Here is a 23,104-nt window from a genome sequence, read left to right as displayed (position 1 = left end):
TGTTCTGTGATTTATTCACCGGCTTCGGGATCGGTAATGTGAATGCGGAGTTTGCAGATCGTCTCTTTGCTGCCGTCGATATTGGCGTTCTGGGCCCGGAAGACGACTTCGTAGGTTCCCGGATATTCGAATTCGTATTCGAAACTCTCTTTCTTGACATCGTTCACGCCCTTGATGCCGATCGCGCGGTCGGGACCCATGTCGAGCACCCGGTCGAGCCATACGGCTTGGGTAATGGCCCAGTTGTCGGCTCCATCGCTTTGATAGGTGCCTCCGCCGGGCTTGTTGCCCCAGCCGACACGGAATTGGATCACTTTGTTGGCTTCCTGTATCTCGCTGTTGCGCGGCGGTGCCTGCTGTTCGAACTTGGTGGTCATCTGCCATCCGAAACCGCCCCACGTCGTCAACTCTGTATTGAGCGTTTCATAACGCGACGAGAGCACGAAGTTCTTGACGCGGGTGATATGAGTGTCGTGTCCGTTCGACCACGGTTCGGCTGTGTACCGAACGGCGAAATAGAGTTTCGTCCGGTCACCGTCGAGCAGATCGGTGATGTTCGCAGTTCCGACATTGGTGTAGGCGTTCGTGCCGATGACCTGTTTATCGGCGTCCTTGTAGGGCCCCAGCAGGTTGAAACGGTCGGAAATGTCGATCCACTCTACGTCGGACGCAGTGATCCCCTCGTACGAGTAGTCTTCGTCGAAATTCTTCGATACCAATACATGAAACTGGTCGAGTTGCTGTCCGTCGATGTGCTGCTGATCGAAAGTGATCAGAAAATCAGGCTCAGCGATACGGCCGTCGGTATAGTCGTAGTTGTTACCTAACTCTCCGGTGTAGCACGAGATGATGTCGGGGTTGCCGTGGAAGAAGAATTTCACGGATTCGCCCGCCGCATAGGTATCTTTTTCGGTCGTGACGCTGAATACGGGCGCTTCGACCTTTTCGATCTTTTCGCACGAAGCAAGCGCCAGCGCCAGCCCCGCGATGCAAATGATATGTTTTAACATGATGATTGTCGGATTAAAGGTTGTTACCATCCCGGGTTCTGCTTGAGGTTGGTGTTTAGAGCCATCTCGTAGCTCGGAATTGGCCACAGGACGTCACGTGCCGTGACATTGCCGAAGGTAGCCTTCGCATGCTTCAGATCGCCGAACGAAGGGGCCTTGTTTGCATCGGCCAAACAGTCTTTCATCTGCGTGAGAAAGATTCCCCAGCGGATCAGATCGCCTTTGCGCAGTGATTCATAGGCTAGTTCGCGGGCGCGCTCACGCTGTATTTCCTCGCGGAATTCGGTGTAGTCCATGCCGGACCAGTCCACTGAACCATCTGGCGTATTCACCGGTTTGCCGTAACCGCGACGGACGACCTGATTTACGGCAGCGTAGGCTTCTGACGTAGGTCCCTGGTTGACTTCGTTCTCCGCTTCGGCATACATCAACAGTACATCGGCATAGCGCAGCAGCGGAAAGTTGGTCGGTGTGTAGCTGCGGTGTTTGGGCAGCAAGGTCTCGAACTCACGGCGGAATTTGCCGCAGTTGCGGTTGAAAAGCTCCGTGCTTTTCCAGTAAGTCTTGGGAACTTCCTGTCCCTCTTCGACCTTCGTGCCCCAGTTGTATTTGAAAGGTGCGATCGTGAAGTCGCGGCGCAGGTCGCCGTCTTTGTAGACCTTGTAGGCATATTGTGTAGCGTTGATATAATCGTAAGTGTATCCGATACTGTTGTTCGTATCGGTCGAATTGCGGATTCCGTTGTTGCCGCCGACATAACCGCCCAGTGTGGCGTAGAGTCCTGAGCCGTTCCCGTAAAACTCCACTTCCCAGATACTTTCTTTGATGTCGTAGAGGTCCTGTGCGTAGTTTTTGAATATCTGCTGGAAGTCCGGATTGAGTTCATGGAATCCCAGACCCATCACCTTCAGCGCACAGTCGCGGGCATCCTCGTAATGCGATGTTTCTTTGAGCGGTTCGCCGGCCATGTAGAGGTGGACGCGGGCCAATATGCCCCATACTGCCGATTCGCTCACGCGGCCTCCGTATCCCAGAACATCGAGTTTCGGAACCAGGTCCGTGGCGGTTTCCATGTCGCCGATGATCTGTTCATAAACCTTTTTCGAAGGTGTGCGCGGGATATTCAGCTCTTCTTTGGTTGCTTTCTCTTTCGGGATGAGGATCAGCGGGACATCGCCGAAACTGGAGACGAGCAGGAAATAGTAGTAACTGCGCAGGAAAAGCGCTTCGCCCTTGATCTCGTCCCGCCGGGTTTGGGCGATGTCGATATCGGGGTTGTCGACCTCTGCCAGCAGTCGGTTGGCGTTGTTTATTCCCTTGTAGAGAGACTGCCAGAAACCCTCGACCTTCACGTCGGATGCCGCTGTCAGGTATTGCGACGAGGTGCCTACATCGCCGTCGCGGTTGTCGTAACCTAGGTCGGCATCGAGACCCAGCCGTCCGAGCATGTAGTTTTTATAGAGCGCACCGTCGTGAAGCGTGGAATAGACGCCCGTAAGAGCGGTCTCCAAATCGGCCTCTGTCTTATAATATTGCGACGGAGCGAGAAAATCCTGGGGTTCCATGTCCAGGAAACTGCATGACGCCAGGCTTATAATTCCGGCGAGCAGGAGTATATGTTTTAACTGTTTCATCGTATTTGGCGTTTTTAGGTTAGAAGGTTACTTTCCCCCCGAATACATATGTACGCGAACGCGGGTAGGCCGAGTAGTCGAAACCCGGGGTCAGGGCGCTGTTGCGCACCGATACTTCGGGGTCCATGCCCGAGTAGTCGGTCCAGGTGAAGAGATTTTGGCCCGAAACGTAGACCGAGAGGTTCTGTACGCCGATGTAGCGGCAGGCGCGTGCTGAAAGGTTGTAGGAGAGTTGTAGCGTTTTCAGGCGCAGGAACGAACCGTCCTCCAGCGTGCGGCTGCTATAGAAGCCCACGGGGCCTTGTCCTCCGGCACGGAACATCTTGCTGTCGGAATTTTCGGGTGTCCAGCGGTCGGCATAACTCTTGAATTGGTTCAGGGCCGGTCGGTTGGTCTGGTTACCTTCCAGGTAGATGCGGTTGGCGTTCATCACGTCGTTGCCGTACGACCACTGGAAAAAGACATTGAGGTTGAAACGGCCCCACGTGAAATTGTTGTTGAAGCCGCCGATGTGGATGGGCAGTGCGCGGCCGATGACCACAACGTCCTTGTCGGTGATGGTTCCGTCGCCGTCGACATCGCGGTATTTGATGTCGCCGGGCTGGATCATGTCGCGCGCCGAGCCATTGGCAGCTCGGTCGGATTTGAGCACGTATTTGTCACCTACGAGGTTGAAATCGTCGTAGTTGTAGACGCCGTCCCAGATGAGGCCGATAAACTGGGCTGCCGAAGAGCCTACTTCGGCCATGTAGAGGTTGACCTTCGACATCTCCCATCCTTGTGTCACGGCGGTTAGCAGACGAGTCTCGTCGTCGTTGAGTGAAAGGATGCGGTTTTTATTGAAACTGATGTTGAAATCACTCGTCCAGCGGAAATTACGGGCTGCGATGTTGACCGTTGAGAGCGAGAACTCCCAGCCGCGATTGCGGATGCTGCCGACGTTCTTGTAGATCTTCGAATAACCGCTGGTGTAGGGAATGCTGGCGTTCAATAACAGGTCGCGCGTCTTCTTGTTGTACCAGTCGACGGTCAGGGCGATCCGGCCGCTGAAGAGTTCCAGGTCGAGACCGACGTTGGTCTGGTCAGTGGTTTCCCACTTCAGGTCGAGATTTCCGATCGACGAATTGCCGATACCGGGCAGTGGTGTCTTGTTGTTGAACGAGTAGTAGTAGCCATAGGCCATGTTCATTTGGGGATAACGCGAGAAATCGCCAATCCGGTCATTGCCGGTCTGACCGTAGCTGACGCGGATTTTGGCGTTGTTGATGAAATCGACGCTCTTCATGAACTTCTCCTCGCTCAGGCGCCATGCGAAAGCTGCCGAAGGGAAATAACCCCAGCGGTTGTCCTTCGAGAACTTGCTCGATCCGTCGGCGCGGAACGTTGCGGTGAAGAGATAGCGGTTTTTGTAGTTGTAATCGATGCGTCCGAGGTAGGACATCATGCGATTACCCGACTGATAAGCGGTGTTCTTGCCAGGAATACCCTCATCGATGCCACTGATGCCCAGTTGCTCGTTGGGGACCTGTTCTCCGGCGAAGCCCCATTTGTCTTCGTTGTTGCCCTGCAGGGTCCAGCCCAGTAGGACGGTGAGGTTGTGGGCGTTGCGGAATTTTTTGCGATAGGTCAGCGTGTTTTCGTTGAGCCAGCTACGGGCTTCGCGGAAATCGACCGTGCCGTTCACGCCTTTGGTGTTGCTGGCCATTTCCGAGGAGCCTTTTGAGGTTTCGGAGTTGTAGAAGCCCGTTTCACGCCACGTACGGTTGTAGACACCACCCTTGATCATCAGTTCGAGATTCTTGTGGAGTTTGAACGAGACATTCAGGTTGCCGCGGAAATACTCGCCGGTCTTTTTGCGCTTGCTGTTCTTGACGTCGAGGACTGGATTGAACCGGGTATCCTGCGCGTCGGGATCGAAGAGCGAACCGGTGATATCGTCCTGCCCGACACCCATTACCGGACGTGCACCCCATGTGCGGTACATTAAGTAGCTGGCATACTGCTGCGTGGTATTGGTAGATTGCGAGGCAATGTCGCCTGTGGATTCGTCGCGCGAATAGTCGGCAGCGGCATTGAATCGAATGCGGTCGTTGAATTTATGGTTGACGTAGACGCGTCCGCGGTAACGCTTGTAGCCGCTGTAATCGACGACGCCTTCGTGATTGGCATACGATCCCGATACCGAGAAGGTCGTTTTGTCATTGCCGCCGTTGACCGAAAGGCTGTGGCTGTGGATCAGCGCGTCGCGGAACAGCAGTTCCTGCCAGTCGATACTTTTCTGACCCTTGTAGTCTTCGAGGGTCTTGCCATCCTTGAGATAGACGCTGTTGGCATAGGTGGGGTTAGTCTCTAATTGATAGGCAACGAATTCGTAGGGATTCATCAGGTCCATCCGGTTGCTGGTGGATGCCACGCCGACGTAACCGTCATAGGAGACCGTCGTACGTCCCGGTTTGCCGCTTTGGGTTTCAATCATCACCACTCCGTTGGCTCCGCGCGAACCGTAGATCGCTGTTGCCGAAGCGTCCTTGAGGATCGAAATGGATTTGATGTCCTGTGGATTGAGCGATGCAGCGTTGAAATCTGTCATCGGGAAGCCGTCCACGACGTAGAGCGGTGAATTGCTTTGCGTCAGCGAGTTGCCGCCGCGGATCACGATGTCCATACCTCCTCCTGGCTGGTCGTCGGCCGAGGTAACCTGTACGCCGGCGATACGTCCCGCCAAAGCCTGGTCGAACGAAACAACGGGTGCTTTGTTCAGGTCGCTCATCTTGGTGACGCCGACCGATCCCGTCAGGTCGCTCTTCTTCTGTGTGCCGTAACCCACTACGACGACTTCGTCGACCTGCTTGACGTCTGTTTCCATCTGGATTGTATAGTCCGTGCGTTCGCCGACCGTTACTTCGCGGGAGATATAGCCGAGGCAGGAGATTTCGAGGACAGCACCCGTTGGTACCGAAATTTGGAAGTTACCCCGTTTATCGGTCACCACGGCGTTCGATGCAACATCTTTCTGGTGTACGACGGCTCCGATGATGGGAGTTCCGTCGCCGGAGGCTTTGACAGTTCCCGTCACTTTCTTGCGTGCGGGGGCAGGGGCTGCAGTCTGCGATTCGGCAGCCGTAGTCTCTGTCCAAGTGCCCGGCAGCACAGCCAGCCCGATTAGTAGACAAGCCAGCCAAATCTTCGGGGTGCTTTTCCACATGCTGCGGCAGGACTTGCTTTCACTACCCGCGTTCCGTTGTGGTAATTTGTTTTGCATGATTCGTTGATTTAGGTTGTTGGTATTGAGTTCTATCTGGGATAATTGTCCGTGCGAAAAGGTGCGGCAGGCAATCCGTAGGCATCGTAGAGAGTGCCGACGGCGAAGTTTCGGAAGCAGTAGCGTACATCGGCCGGATCGGTCACCTCGTCCGACCATATGACGACCTGTTTTTTGTTACGGGGATGCACTTCGGCGCGGGCCGGGATGAAGCGTCCATCGGTACCGGCAATTTCAAATCCCGTCGTTTGTGAAGGTTTTAGGCAGAGTCCGCCTTCGGCATGATCGAACGTAAGGATCATCCGCCCGCCTTCCTTTTCCCAACGGCGGTAGACCGGGCCATTGTGGGGGAGTTTCCCGAAGCCGTATGTCCCGGCCAGCGCCTGGCATCCGAGCCGGAATCCCACCTCCGATTTGGAGGCATAGTGGATCTGTTTCTCCTCGCCGAGGTCGATCGTCACGACCATACCTGAATTGGGGATCGTGTAACGGCAGCGGGCTTGTGCCTCCCGGAGTTTCGCCGCCTCGGTACCCGCAGCATTGCCGTAGTCGAACGGGGCGATCTGCACATAGTAGAACGGAATGTCTCCCCGGCCGATCTTCGTGCGCCACTCCCTGACCATTGCCGGAAATAGCCGGGCGTAGAGTTCCGGTTCCCGGAGGTTGTTCTCGCCCTGATACCAGATGACGCCCCGTACGCCGTAGCCTGTGACAGGATGAAACATGGCATTGTGCAAGGCTGAGGGGATGCGTTGGGGCGATTTGCTCTGCATATTCATCGTTGTGTCGATTTCCGGGAACTGCATGAGCAGTTCCTGGCTGGACCAAGCTTGAGCCGTGGAGCCGCCCCAACTTAGGTTGATCATGCCGACCGGAACGTTCAGTGCTTGGCAGAGTGTACGTGCGAAGAAAAAGCCCACGGCGCTGAAAGCTCCCGTTGTGGCGACACCGGCTTCCATCCAACGGCCTTTGACGTTGAACTCTTTGTGTTCGGAAACGGTTCGGTCTGCCGTATACATGCGGATCGGATAACACGGTGAGGAGACGATCGCTTCGAGCGATCCGGCGATGGGCTGGCTTTCGAAGCCGCGAACGGGCATCGACATGTTCGATTGTCCGGCACATATCCAAACCTCGCCCAGCAACACGTTTTGCAATGTGTGTTGTTCCGTTCCGGATGTGATCTCGATCGTATAGGGCCCTCCGGCCTCGGTGGTCGGAATTTCGGCGCTCCAGTCGCCGTCGTGTGAAGCGCTTGCCTCGACAGGCTCTGCGGCCCATCCGGCAGCTATACGCACCTGTGACGAGGGAGCTGCTTTGCCCCACAGACGAACGGAGCTGTTGCGTTGGAGCACCATGCCGTCTCCGATGACCGACGGCAGGCGCAGTTGTGCGGCGGCCACCAGCGGCAGTAGGCAGCAGACCAGCAGAATGCATGTAATTCGGCGCATAATCAGTATTCTATTTCAGTGGTGAGTAGCGATTTGTAGTTTTCGATGCGGTGGAATGTCAGGAAATTGGCGTCGTGATAACGAACCGCACCTCCCTCTTCGTCATCGAAAGCCGTGCGGGAGAGAAAGACGATGTCGTCGCCTTCGAACAGCCAGTCTACATACTGGAAGCCGTGCAACAGACGGTCGGGGTGTTCCAGTACGATGCGGTGCATTTTCCACGTCAGCAGATCCCCCGAAGAGATGACGGCTAGGTAGTTGCGTACTGTGGCGGGATAGGCGTTTTCGTAACCGGCGGGGATGTTGTTCACCAACGACCAGTAGCGGCCGGTATTTTTGTCGTAACGGATTGTGAATTTTTTGGACCCACCCGGCATGCGGACAAATCCGGATGAGGGCTGGAAATAGAGTTCTTCGCCGTCGGCCGAGACCTTGGCGATGGCGGCCATCTCTTCGGCTCCCGGCCAAATATGCACACGGGCGATGTCTACTAGGCGACCGTCGCGCGTAGTGAGCGCATTGCTTTCATACCAACCGCGGAATTGTCCGTTCATCCACGTGTCGTCGGCTACCAGGAAGTTTGTCATTTTCCAGTTGGCGGCGTCCAGCAGGTCTCCGTCCGCGGGGGCTGAGATCATCAGGATGCCGTAGCGGTCCGGGAGTTTCGAATCAAGAGCGTCGGCATTCTCAAAGGCCCGCCATAGCCGACCGTTGTGTAATGCCACAGGGGTCGGAGCCGTGTGGTAGTGTCCTTCGAAGAGCACTCCCGTTGCTGCGTCCATCGGCACGCTCCATGTTCTCCCGCCGTCTTTCGAGCGACGGATCACGATGTTGCCGTGTCCTTTGTCCGTTCCGAGCAGGTAGAGGTCTTCTCTGTGCAGGAAGAGGTTCGACCAGTATTGACCGCCGATCCGAGCGATTTGTTCCCAGGTGGCTCCTTTGTTGCCGGAACGGAATACGAGCGTCGTACCCATTTTACCTGTATTGGCCTTGGGACCGAAAAGGTCGTGCGAGGCGATATAGTCGCCGTTGGGAAGAATGCAGAGCGACGGCGACCCGATGTAGGTTTCGGTGCTCTTGGGAACGTGGTTGACGACGATGCCCGGAGGTGCGGGAATCTCTTTGTCGGGATTTTGTCCGGGTTCCTCGTGTGAACATCCCAGACATCCGATGGCCGGAAAGAAGAGACAGGGCAGGATTATCAGCAGGTGTTTCATAAGGCAAGGATTTTGGAGGCCAGCGTCCGGAAGTCCTCCAGACGGTGGAATGTCATATAATTTGTATTGTGGTAGTTCACGGCGTTGCCTTCTTCATCGTCGAAGGCCGTGCGCACGACATAGACGATGTCATTGCCATCGACTTGCCATTCGACGTACTGGAAGCCGTGCTTCAGCGGGTCGGGATGCGAAAGCAGCACCTTGTGCACGGTCCATTCCCGCAGATTTGGCGAACTGGCTATGACGAGTCGGTTGCGTACCCGGTCGCGCTGGATTTCGGGGTATTCGTTGCCGGTGGCGTTGACCAGAGTCCAGTAGCGTTTCGATGGTTCATCGTAGCGGATTGCGAATTTCTTCGAACCTCCGGGGAACGGAACGAGGTCGCTGAAGGCATCGAACGCGAGTTTTTTACCATTGCGGCTTACGCGGACGATCGCTGCATATTCCTGCTGTTCGCCGGGGGTGTGTACGCGGAGAATGTCGACAATGCCTTTGGCTGCATGATCGATGACTGCATTGCCTTCGAGCCAGCCTTTCAAACTTCCGCCTAACGCGCTGAAATCAGGAGCAAGGGATTCCGAACGCCTCCAATTCCGGGCGTCGAGCAGGTCCGAACCGACGGGGGCCGACAGCATGACGGCGCTGTACCGTGCGGGCCATTTGTCGGTATCGGAAGTGGCATATTCGACGGCTCGCCAGATGCGTCCCCGGTAGATTGCGACAGGCATGGGAGCCGTGTGATACTCGCCTTCGAGAATCACGCCGTGGGCGGAGTCCGAAGGGGTTGTCCAATTCCGTCCTTCGTCGTCCGAGCGGCGGATCACTACATTGCCGTGTGCCTTATTGGTTCCTAAGAGGTAGAGCCTGCCGTCTATTTCGAAAAGGTTCGACCAGAACTGTCCGTCGAGCGTTGCGCTTTTCTTCCATGTACGGCCTTTATCCGTGGAGATGAAGACGAGCGTACGGGCCGCCTTGTATTCGGTCGATTTGGGACCGAAAAGGTCATGTGAAGCCACATAAGTGCCATTCGGAAGGATACAAAGGCCCGGAGAGCCGATGTATGTGCCCGATGAGGCCGGAATGTGATCGACAACCGTTCCCGGGACGATCTGGGCAGCGGGTTGGGCCGCCGCCGTGATACACAGCAGGAGCAGGCAGCAGCAGAGCCGGCTTTTCAGTGTTCTCATTGTTTTTCAGTATAGGGAATTTTTACGACGATCTTTCTGACGGGAGCTTTCTCTCCGATCTTCATGCAGGGCTTGTGTGCTTGGTCCGGGAAAAGGATGACCAGACGCATCGAATCGGCCGGGCACTCCGTCAGGGATGTTGCCGAAGCATAGAACTCAATGTCTTTTTTCGCGTCGTAAGGCTGTGTACAGTCGTTGACGGAGTCGATAGATGCTATCTGAATGCATTCCCGGCCTTCGGTTACATACTGCAGGTCGATGTATTTGCGATGAGCCTCGAAATTGGCCGAATCTTTGGTTGTGTAGCGGGCTACGCTGGCATAGACGCTGCCGTCGGGAGTGATGTCGTATGTGCCGTTGGCCAGCGATGCAGGATCATTGGCTTGCAGAAACTCTAGGGCGGCCTGCCATGCTTCGGGATTGCTCAGCACCTGTTCGGCAAACTGTCTCTTGTCTGTTTCGGGGCCCGGTTTGCATGGAAGTGCGGTCTGCCAATCCGAGACGGCGAACCAGGCGTCTATCTCCTGATCGCTCCACTGCGAAACGCTGCGAGCACCGCCACAGGCGGTCATGATGGCCATCATGGCAATGATTGTTGCAGTTTTGATTTTCATGGTCGTATGGTGTTATTTGTAGATCGGTCCGTAGTTGTTGCAGGCGCGGTAGTCGGACCCTTCGGGGTCGGAGCCGAAGGCGGCCCAGGCCGAGGGACGGAAGATCTTTTCCTCGTCGATGTTGTGCATGCAGACCGGGATGCGGAGCATCGAGGCGAGCGTGATGAGGTCGGCTCCGACGTGTCCGTAGGTGATGGCTCCGTGGTTGGCGCCCCAGTTGTTCATCACGTTGTAGACGCTCTTGAAAGCTCCCTTGCCCGTCAGCCGGGGTGCGAAATAGGTCGTGGGCCACGAGGGATCGGTGCGTTTGTCGATGTGCTCGAAGATCGCCCGATCGACGTTCACGGCCCACCCTTCGGCGATTTGCAGCACCGGACCCTGGCCTTTTATCAGGTTCAGGCGGCACATCGTCACCGGCATGTCGCCGCGCGTGAAGAACTTCGACGAGAAACCGCCGCCGCGCATGTATTCGCGGCCGGCCGGGTGCCAGGTCGTCGCTTCGAGGCATCGTTCGGCCTCCTGTTCGGTGATTTCCCAGAAGGGTTTCATCACGGGATTGCCCTCGGCGTCGGACATCGCGCCCGAGGCGTCCAGCGTGCTGCTTCCCGAGTTGATCAGGTGGATGATGCCGTTCGCGGCCTTGCCCGTCAGTTTCCTGCCCGTGGCGCTCTCTACGGCTTCGGGGCTCCAATAGGTGCGTACGTCGGAGAAAAGCTGCGCCTGATTGGTCAGCAGGTGCATGAAGAGCATCGAAACGCCGTTCAGCGTGTCGTTTTCGGTGGCGAAGGTGTAGGCTTCGCGGATGCCGTTCCAGTCGAACGACGTGTTGAGGATGGCCTCCGAGAAGTCGCCGTCGGGGCGGAAGTCGGTCCACTGGCGCTGGCCCTGGAAACCTCCGGCGATGGCGTTGTGCCCGGCGGCCTCCTCTTCGAAGCCCATTTCGGCGAGTTTCGGATTGCCGACCATCAGGTCGCGGAAGATCATCGTCATCTTGACCACATACTCCCACACCTCGTCTTTCTTTTCGCGCGAATAGCGGAGGTGTTCCGGGTTGAGGTCCTCGCCTTCGTGCGTCTTGCAGTGCTTTTCGACCCAGGCCATAGCCCGTTCGAACTCCTCCTTGTCATAGATGCCCAGTTCGATGCGGCGCGCGATCTCCGAGCAATCGACGGCTTCGTTGCGCATGCCCAGATACTCTTGGAAGAAGTCGGGATCGGGCATCGAACCGGCGATGCCCATCGACACGGAGCCGATCGAGAGGTAGGATTTGCCGCGCATCTCCATGACGGCGACGGCCGCGCGGCCGAAGCGCAGCAGTTTTTCCTCCACGTCGGGGGTGATGCTGTTGTCGTCCTGCTCCTGCACTTCGGAGCCGTAGATGCCGAATGCGGGCAGCCTTTTCTGGTTGTGTCCGGCCAGCGCCGAGGCGAGGTAGACGGCTCCCGGACGCTGGGTCTTGTTGAAACCCCAGATGGCTTTGGGCATCAGCGGGTCCATGTCGATGGTTTCGGAGCCGTAGCACCAGCAGGGGGTCACCGAGAGGACGGCTCCGACGTTGTTGTCGCGGAATTTGTCGGTCGCGGCGGCCGCTTCGGCCACGCCGCCGATCGTCGTGTCGGCGATGACGCATTCGACGGGCGCTCCGTCGGCATAGCGCAGCTTCGCGGCATAGAGTTTCGCAACGCTTTGGGCCATGCCCATGGTCATCTCTTCGAGGGATTCGCGGATACCGCCGCGGCGGCCGTCGATGATCGGACGGATACCGATTTTAGGATGTGAATTTTTCATGATTGGGTGAATTTCGATTCAATTTCCCTTTTTTGTGAATTTCGTAAGCAGGAAGCCCGTCAGGAAAATGACCGTCGTTCCGAAGACGATCGTCAGGTAGGTGTGCAGCGGGCTGTGGAACCGGTAGAAGGGCGAACCGGCGTTGATGAGCGGCGAGAGGCTCATCCAGGCGATGGTCAGCAGTCCGAGGATCACGGCGACGACCGCATGGGCCCGGCGCACGGTCTTGCAGACGACGCCCAGCAGGAACAGTCCCAGCATGCCGCCGCTGAAGATCGACGCCAGCTTCCACCAGGCGTCCAGCACGCCGTCGATGCGCATCATCAGCAGTCCCATGACGATGCCCAGTGCCCCCACGACGAACGACGTGGCGTAGAGCACCCGCATGCTCTTCTTTTCGGAGAGCTCCTTTTTCGAGAGCCGCTTGGCGAAGTCCGTCAACACGATTGTCGCCGAGGAGTTGATGCTCGTGGCGATGGTGGACATGCCGGCCGAGAAGAGCGAGGCGATCACGAGTCCGGTGAGTCCCGTGGGGAGTCCGTGGACGATGAACCACGGGAATACCTGGTCCGAGGGCGTGCCGGCGGGCAGCAGTTCGGGACGCGCCGTGTAGTAGGAGAAGAGCGCCGTGCCGATGTAGACGAAGACCAGCGACACGGGGATGTAGAGCAGTCCGCCGAAAAGGGTCGATTTCACGGCTTCGGCCGTCGAGCGGGTCGTCATGTAGCGCTGCACGTAGTTCTGGTCGATGCCGTAGTTCTGCATGTTGACGAACAGTCCGTAGATGAGCACCACCCAGAAGGTCGGTTCCGTAAGGCTCGCGCCGAAACTGCCGAGGCTGAACTTGCCGTGGGCCGAGGCGATTTCGAAGAGCTGCCCGGGGCCTTCGGGCATCGTGAAGGTGAGGATCGCGGCGCAGGCGATGGCCCCGACGATGAGGATGATGCCCTGGATGGCGTCGGTCCAGACCACGGCGGCGATGCCGCCCAGCAGGGTGTAGATCAGCGTGGCGATGCCCGTGCAGACGATGATGGTCTGGATGTCCCAGCCGAACATCGTGTTCAGCGGCAGGGCCAGCAGCAGCAGGATCGAGCCCACGCGGGCGAGCTGCGTCAGCAGGTAGCAGACCGCCACGTAACAGCGGGCCCAGTAGCCGAAGCGCATTTCGAGGTAGTGGTAGGCCGAGACGCTGTCGATTCCGCGGTAGAGCGGGATGAAGACCTTGGCCGCGAGCCACGTGGCGATGGGGATCGAGAGGCTGAATACGAAGGGGTTCCAGTTGCCTTTGTAGGCGTCGCCGGGGAGTCCGAGGAAGCTGATGCTGCTGACGAACGTGGCGAAGATCGACATGCCCACGACCCAGGTGGGCAGCGATCCTTCGGCGGCGGTGAATGCCGCGGCGCCCTTGCGGCTGCGGAAGTAGAACGAGCAGCCGAAGAGGGCGACGCCGCCCACGAAGATGAAGAAGACGAGGTAATCGAGTAAGGTTATCTCCATTTTTTGTCGGGTTAGGTAGTTCGGTCGTGTGTCATTCGCCGCAGGCGGTTCCCAGCGTTTCGAGGGCCTTGCGGATGCGGGCGCGCTCCTCGGTGCGGAAACGGCGGTAGGGGTAGGACATGTAGTCGTCGCAGATGCCCATCAGCGAGAGCGAGCACTTCACGCCTTTGAGGTAGCTGGAGCCGTATTTCCCGACGGTGTAGAGCGACGTGCTGATCTGCATGATCTTCCGTTGCAGCGCGCGCATCGTGTTCACGTCGCGGTTGCAGGCGGCGTAGTACATCTGCACGTAGAGTTCGGGGAAGATGTTGGCGCCGCCGTTCACGCCGCCGTCGGCCCCCATCACGACGCTTTCGCCCGTCAGCTCCTCGGGACCCACGTAGAGGGCGAAATCCTCGCGGTCGCCCAGGTGGTAGAGCAGCGTCTGGAAATAGGTCATGTTGGCCGAACTGTCCTTCAGCCCGACGATGTTCGGGTGTTCGGCCAGCGTCTTGACGGTCGCGGGTTCGAGGAACACCTTCACGTGCGACGGCATGTTGTAGAGGAAGAGCGGCAGCGGCAGGGCGTCGGCCAGCGCCGTGTAGTATTCGATCAGCTCCTGCTGCGAGGGCGCGAAGTAGTAGGGAGCGGCGGCCACGACCGCCACGGCGCCGCATTTCGCGGCATGGGCGGCCAGTTTGACGCTCTCGTCGAGCGACGTGTCGGTGACGCCCACCAGCACGGGAACGCGCCCGGCGACCTGACGGCAGACCAGTTCGACGAAATCGTAGCGGCATTCGTACGAGAGGCTCTGGGCCTCGCCGGTGGTGCCGAGGAGGAAAAGGGCGTGGACGCCGCCGGCGAGGATGTGCTCCGTGAGCCGTACGGTGCCTTCGCGGTCGATCTGGTCGTCACCCTTCAAGGGGGTGATCATCGGGGGAATGATCCCTTTGATAGTCTTCATTTTTTTATGTTTTAGGTTTCAGTCAGTTGTTCGTTCTGTGCCGTTCGATCCACCGGATGACGGCCGGATAGGTTTCGTCGCCGTACTTGTAGCGTTCGCGCATCCAGAAGCCGTGGCCTCCTTCGGGATAGATGTGCATTTCGGCCTTCACTCCGCGGCGGTTGAGGGCCCGGTAGAAGGCGATGGAGTTGTCCGGGACCACCGCTTTGTCGTCGTTGCACAGCAGAAGCATCACCTCGGGCATCCCTTCGTGCACTTGTCCGAAGGTGGAGTGACGTTTGCGCAATGCCTCCTCTTCGCTGCGGGCCCCGAGGAGGTTCTCCCGGGTCCGGACGCTGGAATAGTTCATCGAGACGACCGGGTAGACCAGGACGGCGAAGTCGGGGCGCGTCTCCTCGTTCGTGTATTCCGTGATGAGCGTCGAGGCGAAATGGCCTCCCGCCGAGAAGCCGATAATTCCCACATTGTGAGGATCGACACCCCATTGTGCGGCGTTCCGGCGGATGACGCGCATCGCCTGCTCGCCGTCTTCGAGCGGAATCCCGGGATGGCCGTTCGGCATCCGGTATTTGAGGATCATCGCGGCGATGCCGTGTTCGTTGAGCCACTCGGCGGTCTTGTAGCCCTCGTGCGTGATGCAGACTTTCTCGTAGCTTCCGCCCGGCACGACCAGCATGGCCTGCCCCGTGGCGCGCGCCGGATCGGGAAGATAGACCAACAATTCGGGGTCGCTGACGCCGACGTAATATCCCTTGTCGTTCACGCCTTCGGGCTGCTCTTCTAGACCGCTCTTCGTCGGGGTTCCCTCCGGGAAGAGTTTGACGTGCAACGGCTCGGCGGCCTGCGATACGGCGACGGCCAGCAATAGGGCGCAGAGTGTCGTGAGGTAGGTTTTCATCGCGTCTGTTTCTGTTGGTTCGCCATCCGGTAGAAGTGGCCGTCCTCGGCCCCCAGCAGGAGTTCCGGCGTACCGTCGCCCCGCCAGTCGATGGGGGTCGGACAGGTCGTGTGACCAGCCAGTATGCGTTCGCCGACGTTGCCCATGTATTCGTACCACACCTCGCCCCGCTCCTCGCGGACGTTGCGGAACCAGCAGGCGTTCTGGCTGTCCACGATCAGGTCCAACCGTCCGTCGCCGTCCCAGTCCGTGAAGCAGATCTTGCGGCGTCCGGATTGTCCGCCGATGCCGTCGTTCAGCCGCAGAAGCCCTTCCGACGCATTCGCTACCCCGCTTCTGGAGTTGTAGAGCGAGCAGTTCGTGCCGTGGAAGATGCGGCGTCCGGGACGGAGCAGCAGTTCGCCGTCGGGCGTGCGGAAACGTTCGTAATAGGCGAGGTAACCCTCCTGGTCGAGGACGATGAGGTCCGTCAGCCCGTCGCCGTTCCAGTCCGTCGCCACGGGCGTCGTGCGCCATTGCGTGACGAGCGTGCCGGGTTCGGGCGTCCACCAGTTCCAGGCGGGTTTGGGGGCCTCGCCCTCCCAGGCCACGCGCACGGGCTGCGCCGGGGCGAGTCTTAGCCCGTCTTTGCCGCCGAGGTTGCGGAACCATTCGATTTTGCCCCAGATCGAGTTGATGATGATGTCGGGAAGTCCGTCGCCGTCCCAGTCGGCCACGGAGAGCACCGTATAGCCCCATTTGCGTTCGGCGGGACCCTGTATCGAACCGTTCTCCCCGGCCTGGATGCGGATGGGCTTGCCGTTGACGGTGAAGAGGCGCGGAGCGTCCCACACGGGGTTTTCGCCGCCCGAAAGGTTGCGGATGAAAGCGATTTCGCCGGCCGAGTTCCCGGCAATGATGTCCTGTTTTCCGTCGCCGTCCCAGTCGAAGGCGCAGGGGGTCGAGAGGGCCCCGAATTTGACCGGATCGGCCTGCTGGGTGAAGTAGACGGGCGATTCGAACTGGGGCATGCCTTTTTTGACCTTCCCCGTGTGGCGCACCCAGGCCACGCGGCCGTCCTCGTCGCCGACGATGAGGTCGGGATGCCCGTCGCCGTCGAAATCCGACACCACCGGGACGATCATCTCCAGATGGAGGCGGATCTCCCCGTGTTTGTTCGCAAGCGGCCGTCCCGCGGCGAAGCGGGGCTCCGTGCGGGTGCCGACGTTCTCGAACCAGGTGAGTCCATCGACGAATTCGCCGCAGATCAGGTCCGGATCGCCGTCGCCGTCGAAATCGGCGATACACGGATTGGGTGCTCCGTAAACGTCGATCGGGGCGCCTGCGGCCTCCACCTTGCCGCGGTTGACATATCCCCTGCCGGTGTTTTCCAGCAGGTAGACGTAGCCGTGCAGCGGACCCCGGGTCCAGCGTCCGAGACTGTCGAAAGCGTTGTCCCAGCCGTAGTCGTCCCACGTGTCGATGCCCACGACGATGTCCTTGTCGCCGTCGCCGTCCCAGTCGGCGTAGCTCCACATATTGCTCCGCGACTTGTTGTAGGTGGCCCCGAGTTCCTCGCCTTCGTAGTGCAGGCGGCGTTTTTTGGCATAGGGGGCCTTGAAGAAGTCGGGGTATTCGAAATTCTTCGAAAGGACGTAGGGTTTGCCGTCCGCCTCCGAGAGACGGATGTTGTTCATCCCCTTCTCGCTGATGCGCTCGGCGGCGGCGAAGCGGGGATGGCGCGGCGTACCGATGTTCTTGAAGAAATAGAGTCCTTTGTAGGGGCGGTCGGGGCACGACACCAGCAGGTCTTTCAGACCGTCGCCGTCGTAGTCCACGGGCAGCGGAATGCCCCACAGCCCGACCCCCAGATCGACCGTGAGGCCCGGATTGTTATAGCGCAGGATGTCCGGGTCGGATTGGGCCGGGGTGTTTCCCCCCCCCCTCCTTGGGATTGGCTGTATGCGCCGTTCGGGCCGGTGCCGATGTCGTGACGAAGAGTGCGGCGGCCAGCGCTGCGATGCGGATGGCGAGGACGCTCGTTTTGTAAAGATGGGTTGCCGGGTTCATGGTTTTATATCGGTTTCTTGTAAATCGTTTTAGCCTCGGGGCAAATGTTTTAACTTTTCACTGCCGCCTCTTCCGCGCTCCGCAGCGCCTCTTCGGGGGCGCTCTCGACGATTTCGGGCGTCAGCACGATGCGTGTGCAGCTTCCGGGTTTGTCGCGCTGTTCGATGCTCTTGATCAGCAGGTCGAGGGCCTCGGTCCCGAACCGTTCGATGGGCTGGCGGACGTAGGCGATGGCGGTTTTGTAGATGTCGAAGGCTTCGTTGGTGTCGAAGCAGGCGATGGCGAAATCCTGGGGCACGCGCCAGCCGTTGCGGAAGATGGCGCTCAGGCCCTGGCCTGCCAACGTGTTGGTGGCGAAGAGGAAAGCCTCGACGCGGCGCTGCCGGGCCTCGCGGATGATCTCCTCGATTTTGGCGAACTTGTCGTGGCGCAGGTGGTGTATGACGGCGTTTTCGCTCATTTCGTGTGCCTGCATGCAGCGGCGGTAGCCCTCTTCGCGCTCGCGGATGTTCGAGAGCCCCATCGAGTAGGAGATCATCTCGATGCGGGTGAATCCGCGCCGGATCAGCGCCTCGGTCGTTTCGTACCCGGCGCGGCGGTTGTTCAGCACGACGCTGCTGACTTCCAGATCGGGCACCTCGCGGTCGAGCAGCACGAGCGGGATGTTCTGGCGGGCGATGTCGCGGATGATCTCGTCCGCGCCTTCGCACGGAACCACGATCAGGCCGTCGATGCCCTTGTTGCGGAAGACCTCGACCAGATTCTCCAGCTTCTGCGGATTCTCGTCGGTGCTGCCGAACAGCACGGTGTACTTATGTTTATATGCGTGGTTCTCTATGCACCGGGCGATGTCGGCGAAGAACTTGTTCGAGATGTCCGAAACGATGACGCCGATGGTGTTCGTCTTGCCGCTGCGCAGGGTGCGGGCGGCGTTGTTGGGCTGGTAATTGAGTTTTTGCGCGACCTCCAGAATGCGCTGGGCCGTTTCCTTGTTCACGCGGTAGGTCTCCTTGCCGTCGGACTTGTTGTTCATCACGAACGAGACCAGGGCGATCGAAACTCCCGCCTCCGTGGCTATATCTTTTATGGTGACTCGCTTCGTGCGCATATTTTTTGCGATTTTTTGCAATATCTGGGATTTTCTGTTACATTTGCAAATGTAATTAAAACGTTTTAATAAACAAATTTTTTCGCAATTTTTTTGATTTTATCCCTTTCGGAATATGAAAACTTACGGTGAAGAGCACTCATTCCTGGAGAGTTGCGGGGTTCGGGTCGTGGAGTTGTCCGACGAATCGGGCCGGGCGCGGGTCTGTCTGGTTCCGGCGTGGCAGGGACGGGTGATGACTTCGACGGCGGCCGGAACCGGGGGACCCGGCTACGGCTGGATAAACCGCTCGCTGATCGCTTCGGGGGTCCGGAAATCCCGGTTCAACCCTTTCGGCGGCGAAGAACGCCTCTGGCTCGGGCCCGAGGGCGGCCCCTTCTCGCTTTACTTTGCGCCCGGCGCCGAGCAGGTCTACGCCAACTGGCAGGTTCCGGCGGCGCTGGACACCGAGCCTTTCCAGGTGGTCGGGCGCGATGCCCGGCAGGTGTGCTTCGAGGCTGAAATGTCGCTTCGCAACGCCGCCGGAACCCGTTTTGAGATCGGGGTGGCGCGTCGCGTCGGACTCCTTTCGCACCGGCAGGCGGAGGTGTCGTTGGGGCGTGTCCTGCCGCCGGAACTCGCATTGGTGGCCTACCGCAGCGAGAACCGGATCGGGAACTGCGGTCCGGAGCCCTGGACGCCCGCGGGCGGCGCTCCGTCGGTCTGGATGCTCGGGATGTTCACGCCGTCGCCGACGACCGTCGTTTTCCTCCCCTGCGACGGCGAAGAGGTGCGTGCGGCCGTCAACAGCGACTATTTCGGAGAGCTTCCGGACGACCGGCTCTCCGTCTCCGGAGGGCTCGTATGCCTGCGGATCGACGGCGCTTTCCGGTCGAAGATCGGGCTGCCTGCGGGCCGCGATACGGGGCTTTGCGGCAGTTATGACGCGGCGGCGCATCACGTGACGCTGGTTCGCTACCGCCGTTCCGCGCCGGGCGACCGCTATGTGGAGAGCCGCTGGGGCGCGCAGGCCGATCCGTTCGGCGGGGATGTCGTCAACGCCTACAACGACGGGCCGACCGAGACCGGCGAGGTGATGGGCCCGTTCTATGAAATCGAAACCTCTTCGCCGGCGGCCTTCCTGCGGCCCGGCGAGACGCTGTGCCACACGCAGGAGGTCTTCCACCTGCAAGGGGACGAAGCTCTGCTCGAAGAACTTCTCCGCGGTCTGATACCCGGAGGGTTGCGGGCTGTGAAAGAAGCGTTCAACCATTAATCGAAATAACTATGCAACCTCGAACCAACTATCTTCTGGGCGTCGATTTCGGGAGCGATTCCGTGCGGTGCCTCGTCGTCGATGCCGCCGACGGGTCGGAACTCGCTTCGGCGGTGGTGGCCTATCCCCGGTGGGCCGAGCGGCTCTACTGCGATCCCGCGCACAACCGCTATCGCCAGCATCCGCTCGATTATGTCGAATCTCTGGAAGCGTCTGTCCGTCAGGCGCTGGCGGCTTGCGGCCGCGACGTTGCCGATGCCGTCTGCGGCATCTCCTTCGACACCACGGCGTCCACCCCGGCGCTGACCGATGCCAAGGGCACCCCGCTGGCCCTGCTGCCGGAGTTCGCCGAGGAGCCCGATGCGATGTTCGTGCTCTGGAAAGACCATACGGCCCTCGCCGAAGCGGATGAGATAAACGATTTAGCAAGAAAGTGGGAGATTGATTACACCCGTTACAGCGGCGGCACCTACTCCTGCGAATGGGTGTGGGCCAAGATGCTCCATTGCCTGCGCCGTTCGCCCGGATTGCGGGCTGCGGCCTATTCGTGGGTGGAGCACTGCGACTGGATCAGCGCCCTGCTGGTCGGGAACACGACCCCCGAGACCATCGCCCGCAGCCGCTGCGTGGCCGGACACAAGGCGATGTGGCACGCCTCGTGGGGCGGACTTCCCGCGCCGGAGTTTCTGGAGGCGGTCGATCCGCTGCTGGGCATCTTCCGCGGACATCTTTATTCCGACACCGTCACGGGCGATGCGTGCGTCGGCCGGCTGTGCGGCGAGTGGGCTGCCCGGCTGGGGCTGAAACCGGGCATCGCCGTCGGCGTGGGGGCCATCGACTGCCATGTCGGGGCCGTCGGGGCCGGGATCGTCCCCGGAACGCTGGTCAAGGTGATGGGAACCTCGACGTGTGACATCGTGGTCGGCACCTACGACGAGGTCGGCGACCGGACCGTGCGCGGCATTTGCGGTCAGGTCGATGGTTCGGTGCTGCCCGGATATATCGGTTTCGAGGCCGGGCAGGCCGCCTTCGGAGATTTGTACGCTTGGTTCCGGCGGGTGATGGCGTGGCCGCTGCGGCAGATTGCCGGAAGCGATCCGCAACTCGAAGAGCGGATTCTCGGGGAGCTGACGGCCGAGGCCGAACGGCTGCCCCTGACACCCGACGATCCTGTGGCGCTTGACTGGCACAACGGCCGCCGGACGCCCGATGCCGACCCCCGGGTGCGGGGTGCGCTGGACGGACTGACCCTTGCGACATCGGCGCCGGCGATTTACAAGGCGCTGGTCGAAGCTACGGTCTTCGGGTCCCGGGCCATCGACGAGCGGATGCTCGAAGAGGGGGTGCCCATCGACAACATCCTCGCCATCGGCGGCATCGCCCGCAAATCGCCTTTCGTGATGCAGACGATGGCCGATGTCATCGGCGTTCCGATCCGGGTGGTGGCCAGCGATCAGGCTTGCGCCCTGGGTGCGGCGATGTTCGCGGCGGTCGCCGCCGGGCTCTACGGATCGGTGCAGGAGGCCCAGCGGGCGATGTGTCCCGGTTTCTCGGACGAATACCTGCCCGATATGGAGCGTCACGCGGTTTACGACCGCCTCTACGACCGTTATCTGAAACTCGGAGGCCGCCGCTGAGCGGGCGTTCCGGAGGACCGGGTGCACGGGCCGCGGGTAGGGCCGACGAATCGTTCGGTTTTGCCTGCGGCCTGCGTGCTGTCTTGGATCGGCTGTCTCTCGGCGATCCCCAAGTAAATTTGGCATTGTACCCGGCTTGCACTATCTTTGGCGTTGCCTTAGACAGGCTGCGGCTCGGAAGTGCTCAAATAAATTTGGCACTCCGCTCACCTTGCACTATCTTTGCCCTATGACAGTGATCAGATTGACCAAGGAATTTTCATTCGAGGCAGCGCATGCCCTCGACGGATACGACGGGCCGTGCCGCGAAATCCACGGGCACTCCTACCGGTTGTTCGTGACGGTGAAAGGCACCCCGGCCGAAGACGAGGCCGATCCCAAATGCGGGATGGTGATGGACTTCGGGGTGCTGAAGCGGATCGTGAACGAAGAGATCGTTTCGCGGTTCGATCATGCGCTGGTGCTGCGCGGTTCGGCGTCGGGCGCGGAGCTGCGCCGGGTGCTCGCCGAGCGGTTCGGCAACATCCTGACGGTGGATTACCAGCCCACGTGCGAGAACATGCTCGCCGATTTCGCCCGCCGCATCGCCGCCCGGCTTCCCGAAGGCGTTGCGCTCCATTCGTTGAAGCTCCACGAAACCGCAACCTCGTTCGCCGAGTGGTTTGCCGGCGACAACGAGTGACAGCTCCCCGAACACAAGTGACGCATCAATTCCTATTGTTTACAATCCGAGTAAACTGCGAGGATAGCGGATAGCAGAAAAAAGCTATCGAGATTTTGGTTAGATTTAAAGATGTCAATTTTTACTAACTAAAATGACGATAGCCATGAGAGCGCAAAGATTTGAAGAGTTGGTCGGTTACGGTTTTGTCCGCGACTTCTGTACTGAAGACATTCAGGCAAAATCCGGATCCGGAAGCGTTGCGCGGATTTCTAACGAGGAGTTATCCGGATGCTGATATCATTCGGTGTATAAAGCAGAATTCTGCAGGTTCTGGACACACAAATACCTGACAACCTTAAGGATCGACAACATCGTGGTCAATCCGGCCGATGTACTGATCAAGAGCAGTGAAATGCTGCGTAAGAGTGACGCCGTGGACAGATGCAAGCAAGCGTGGAGTTTACAGGGCAACAAGTTGAAAGGCATTTACACGCCGGACAGCATATCGTTGGTGATGTGTTCCTTGATAAGATTGAAGAACTCGATCACCAAAGACACAACTCGTCAGAAGAACCGGATCAAGTCCCAGTTACGGTATTTAGTCATTGAGATGACTTGGAAGTTTCTTGAACCTTTCTCCAACTGGTTGAAGCCGTTTGTTGTTTGGTTGAAGGGGGGGGGAGATGCTCACTCCGAGCGGTCGCTAGGCCCTCGACATCCATCCGTCCGTGTTTATCGAACGGTTCGAGCATCTTCTGCCAAAGCAGCACTTCGGCCTTATCCTTATCCAATTTCTCCTTGTTATAGCGCAAAGCCCCACCGGGCGAGGAGCCCGATCTTATATTCGCAACCATTCCGCAGCGCGTTTGGCAAGGTTCAGAATCTCGATA

General features: G+C 59.1%; 16 protein-coding genes and 1 pseudogene. 3 read left to right on the top strand and 14 right to left on the bottom strand.

Features of this window, described 5'->3' with window-relative positions:
* Positions 1-11: 11 nt before the first annotated feature.
* The 13 genes from BHV64_RS06575 to BHV64_RS06515 form a co-directional block, all read right to left on the bottom strand.
* A complete protein-coding gene (locus BHV64_RS06575; protein WP_217726830.1) occupies positions 12-1,010 on the bottom strand; it encodes a DUF5017 domain-containing protein in 999 nt (332 codons plus the stop codon).
* Between the two features lie 23 nt (positions 1,011-1,033).
* Complete coding sequence (locus BHV64_RS06570) at positions 1,034-2,644, bottom strand: RagB/SusD family nutrient uptake outer membrane protein (protein WP_288115667.1); 1,611 nt, start codon at positions 2,642-2,644, stop codon at positions 1,034-1,036.
* Positions 2,645-2,663: 19 nt separating this feature from the next.
* Positions 2,664-5,906 (bottom strand): SusC/RagA family TonB-linked outer membrane protein, encoded by a 3,243-nt coding sequence (locus BHV64_RS06565; protein WP_288115666.1) that lies wholly within the window; start codon positions 5,904-5,906, stop codon positions 2,664-2,666.
* A gap of 32 nt (positions 5,907-5,938) precedes the next feature.
* On the bottom strand, positions 5,939-7,357 hold the full coding sequence (locus tag BHV64_RS06560; protein WP_217726822.1) for a sialate O-acetylesterase: 1,419 nt from the start codon (positions 7,355-7,357) through the stop codon (positions 5,939-5,941).
* 2 nt (positions 7,358-7,359) lie between these two features.
* A complete protein-coding gene (locus tag BHV64_RS06555) occupies positions 7,360-8,574 on the bottom strand; it encodes a sialidase family protein (RefSeq protein ID WP_217726821.1) in 1,215 nt (404 codons plus the stop codon).
* Positions 8,571-9,761, bottom strand: a complete 1,191-nt coding sequence (locus BHV64_RS06550) for an exo-alpha-sialidase (protein WP_217726820.1) — start codon at positions 9,759-9,761, stop codon at positions 8,571-8,573. The genes BHV64_RS06555 and BHV64_RS06550 overlap by 4 nt, the downstream gene beginning before the upstream one ends.
* A complete protein-coding gene (locus tag BHV64_RS06545) occupies positions 9,758-10,375 on the bottom strand; it encodes a YhcH/YjgK/YiaL family protein (RefSeq protein WP_217726819.1) in 618 nt (205 codons plus the stop codon). The genes BHV64_RS06550 and BHV64_RS06545 overlap by 4 nt, the downstream gene beginning before the upstream one ends.
* A 12-nt stretch (positions 10,376-10,387) precedes the next feature.
* A complete protein-coding gene (locus tag BHV64_RS06540; RefSeq protein WP_288115665.1) occupies positions 10,388-12,163 on the bottom strand; it encodes an L-fucose isomerase in 1,776 nt (591 codons plus the stop codon).
* A gap of 18 nt (positions 12,164-12,181) precedes the next feature.
* Complete coding sequence (locus tag BHV64_RS06535; RefSeq protein ID WP_217726815.1) at positions 12,182-13,660, bottom strand: sodium:solute symporter; 1,479 nt, start codon at positions 13,658-13,660, stop codon at positions 12,182-12,184.
* A gap of 31 nt (positions 13,661-13,691) precedes the next feature.
* Entirely contained in the window at positions 13,692-14,603 is a 912-nt protein-coding gene (locus BHV64_RS06530) for a dihydrodipicolinate synthase family protein (RefSeq protein ID WP_196016747.1), read from the bottom strand.
* 22 nt (positions 14,604-14,625) lie between these two features.
* Complete coding sequence (locus tag BHV64_RS06525) at positions 14,626-15,501, bottom strand: alpha/beta hydrolase (protein WP_147619986.1); 876 nt, start codon at positions 15,499-15,501, stop codon at positions 14,626-14,628.
* Entirely contained in the window at positions 15,498-17,318 is a 1,821-nt protein-coding gene (locus tag BHV64_RS06520; protein WP_254886320.1) for an FG-GAP repeat domain-containing protein, read from the bottom strand. The genes BHV64_RS06525 and BHV64_RS06520 overlap by 4 nt, the downstream gene beginning before the upstream one ends.
* Before the next feature lie 281 nt (positions 17,319-17,599).
* Entirely contained in the window at positions 17,600-18,658 is a 1,059-nt protein-coding gene (locus tag BHV64_RS06515; protein WP_254886319.1) for a LacI family DNA-binding transcriptional regulator, read from the bottom strand.
* A gap of 115 nt (positions 18,659-18,773) precedes the next feature.
* Between BHV64_RS06515 and BHV64_RS06510 the strand changes: the two genes are divergently transcribed.
* The 3 genes from BHV64_RS06510 (at position 18,774) to BHV64_RS06500 (ending at position 22,232) form a co-directional block, all read left to right on the top strand.
* On the top strand, positions 18,774-19,913 hold the full coding sequence (locus BHV64_RS06510; protein WP_217726809.1) for a DUF6786 family protein: 1,140 nt from the start codon (positions 18,774-18,776) through the stop codon (positions 19,911-19,913).
* 11 nt (positions 19,914-19,924) lie between these two features.
* Positions 19,925-21,550: a ribulokinase gene (locus BHV64_RS06505; RefSeq protein WP_217726807.1), complete on the top strand. Its 1,626-nt coding sequence runs from the start codon at positions 19,925-19,927 to the stop codon at positions 21,548-21,550.
* Positions 21,551-21,779: 229 nt separating this feature from the next.
* Positions 21,780-22,232 (top strand): 6-pyruvoyl trahydropterin synthase family protein, encoded by a 453-nt coding sequence (locus tag BHV64_RS06500; RefSeq protein WP_022061551.1) that lies wholly within the window; start codon positions 21,780-21,782, stop codon positions 22,230-22,232.
* 584 nt (positions 22,233-22,816) lie between these two features.
* Here the strand turns inward: BHV64_RS06500 and BHV64_RS06495 are convergent.
* Positions 22,817-23,104, bottom strand: a pseudogene (locus BHV64_RS06495) (hypothetical protein); the annotation flags it as partial.

Source organism: Alistipes sp. 56_sp_Nov_56_25 (assembly GCF_001915285.1).
Taxonomy (GTDB): domain Bacteria; phylum Bacteroidota; class Bacteroidia; order Bacteroidales; family Rikenellaceae; genus Alistipes; species Alistipes shahii.
Note: the sequence above shows the minus strand (reverse complement) of the source record. Positions and strands in the feature narration are given on the sequence as shown.

Bases quoted from the DNA above. Each gene is read 5' to 3' on its own strand.
- BHV64_RS06575 (WP_217726830.1), bottom strand. From the start codon at position 1,010: ATGTTAAAACATATCATTTGCATCGCGGGGCTGGCGCTGGCGCTTGCT.
- BHV64_RS06570 (WP_288115667.1), bottom strand. From the start codon at position 2,644: ATGAAACAGTTAAAACATATACTCCTGCTCGCCGGAATTATAAGCCTG.
- BHV64_RS06565 (WP_288115666.1), bottom strand. From the start codon at position 5,906: ATGCAAAACAAATTACCACAACGGAACGCGGGTAGTGAAAGCAAGTCC.
- BHV64_RS06560 (WP_217726822.1), bottom strand. From the start codon at position 7,357: ATGCGCCGAATTACATGCATTCTGCTGGTCTGCTGCCTACTGCCGCTG.
- BHV64_RS06555 (WP_217726821.1), bottom strand. From the start codon at position 8,574: ATGAAACACCTGCTGATAATCCTGCCCTGTCTCTTCTTTCCGGCCATC.
- BHV64_RS06550 (WP_217726820.1), bottom strand. From the start codon at position 9,761: ATGAGAACACTGAAAAGCCGGCTCTGCTGCTGCCTGCTCCTGCTGTGT.
- BHV64_RS06545 (WP_217726819.1), bottom strand. From the start codon at position 10,375: ATGAAAATCAAAACTGCAACAATCATTGCCATGATGGCCATCATGACC.
- BHV64_RS06540 (WP_288115665.1), bottom strand. From the start codon at position 12,163: ATGAAAAATTCACATCCTAAAATCGGTATCCGTCCGATCATCGACGGC.
- BHV64_RS06535 (WP_217726815.1), bottom strand. From the start codon at position 13,660: ATGGAGATAACCTTACTCGATTACCTCGTCTTCTTCATCTTCGTGGGC.
- BHV64_RS06530 (WP_196016747.1), bottom strand. From the start codon at position 14,603: ATGAAGACTATCAAAGGGATCATTCCCCCGATGATCACCCCCTTGAAG.
- BHV64_RS06525 (WP_147619986.1), bottom strand. From the start codon at position 15,501: ATGAAAACCTACCTCACGACACTCTGCGCCCTATTGCTGGCCGTCGCC.
- BHV64_RS06515 (WP_254886319.1), bottom strand. From the start codon at position 18,658: ATGCGCACGAAGCGAGTCACCATAAAAGATATAGCCACGGAGGCGGGA.
- BHV64_RS06510 (WP_217726809.1), top strand. From the start codon at position 18,774: ATGAAAACTTACGGTGAAGAGCACTCATTCCTGGAGAGTTGCGGGGTT.
- BHV64_RS06505 (WP_217726807.1), top strand. From the start codon at position 19,925: ATGCAACCTCGAACCAACTATCTTCTGGGCGTCGATTTCGGGAGCGAT.
- BHV64_RS06500 (WP_022061551.1), top strand. From the start codon at position 21,780: ATGACAGTGATCAGATTGACCAAGGAATTTTCATTCGAGGCAGCGCAT.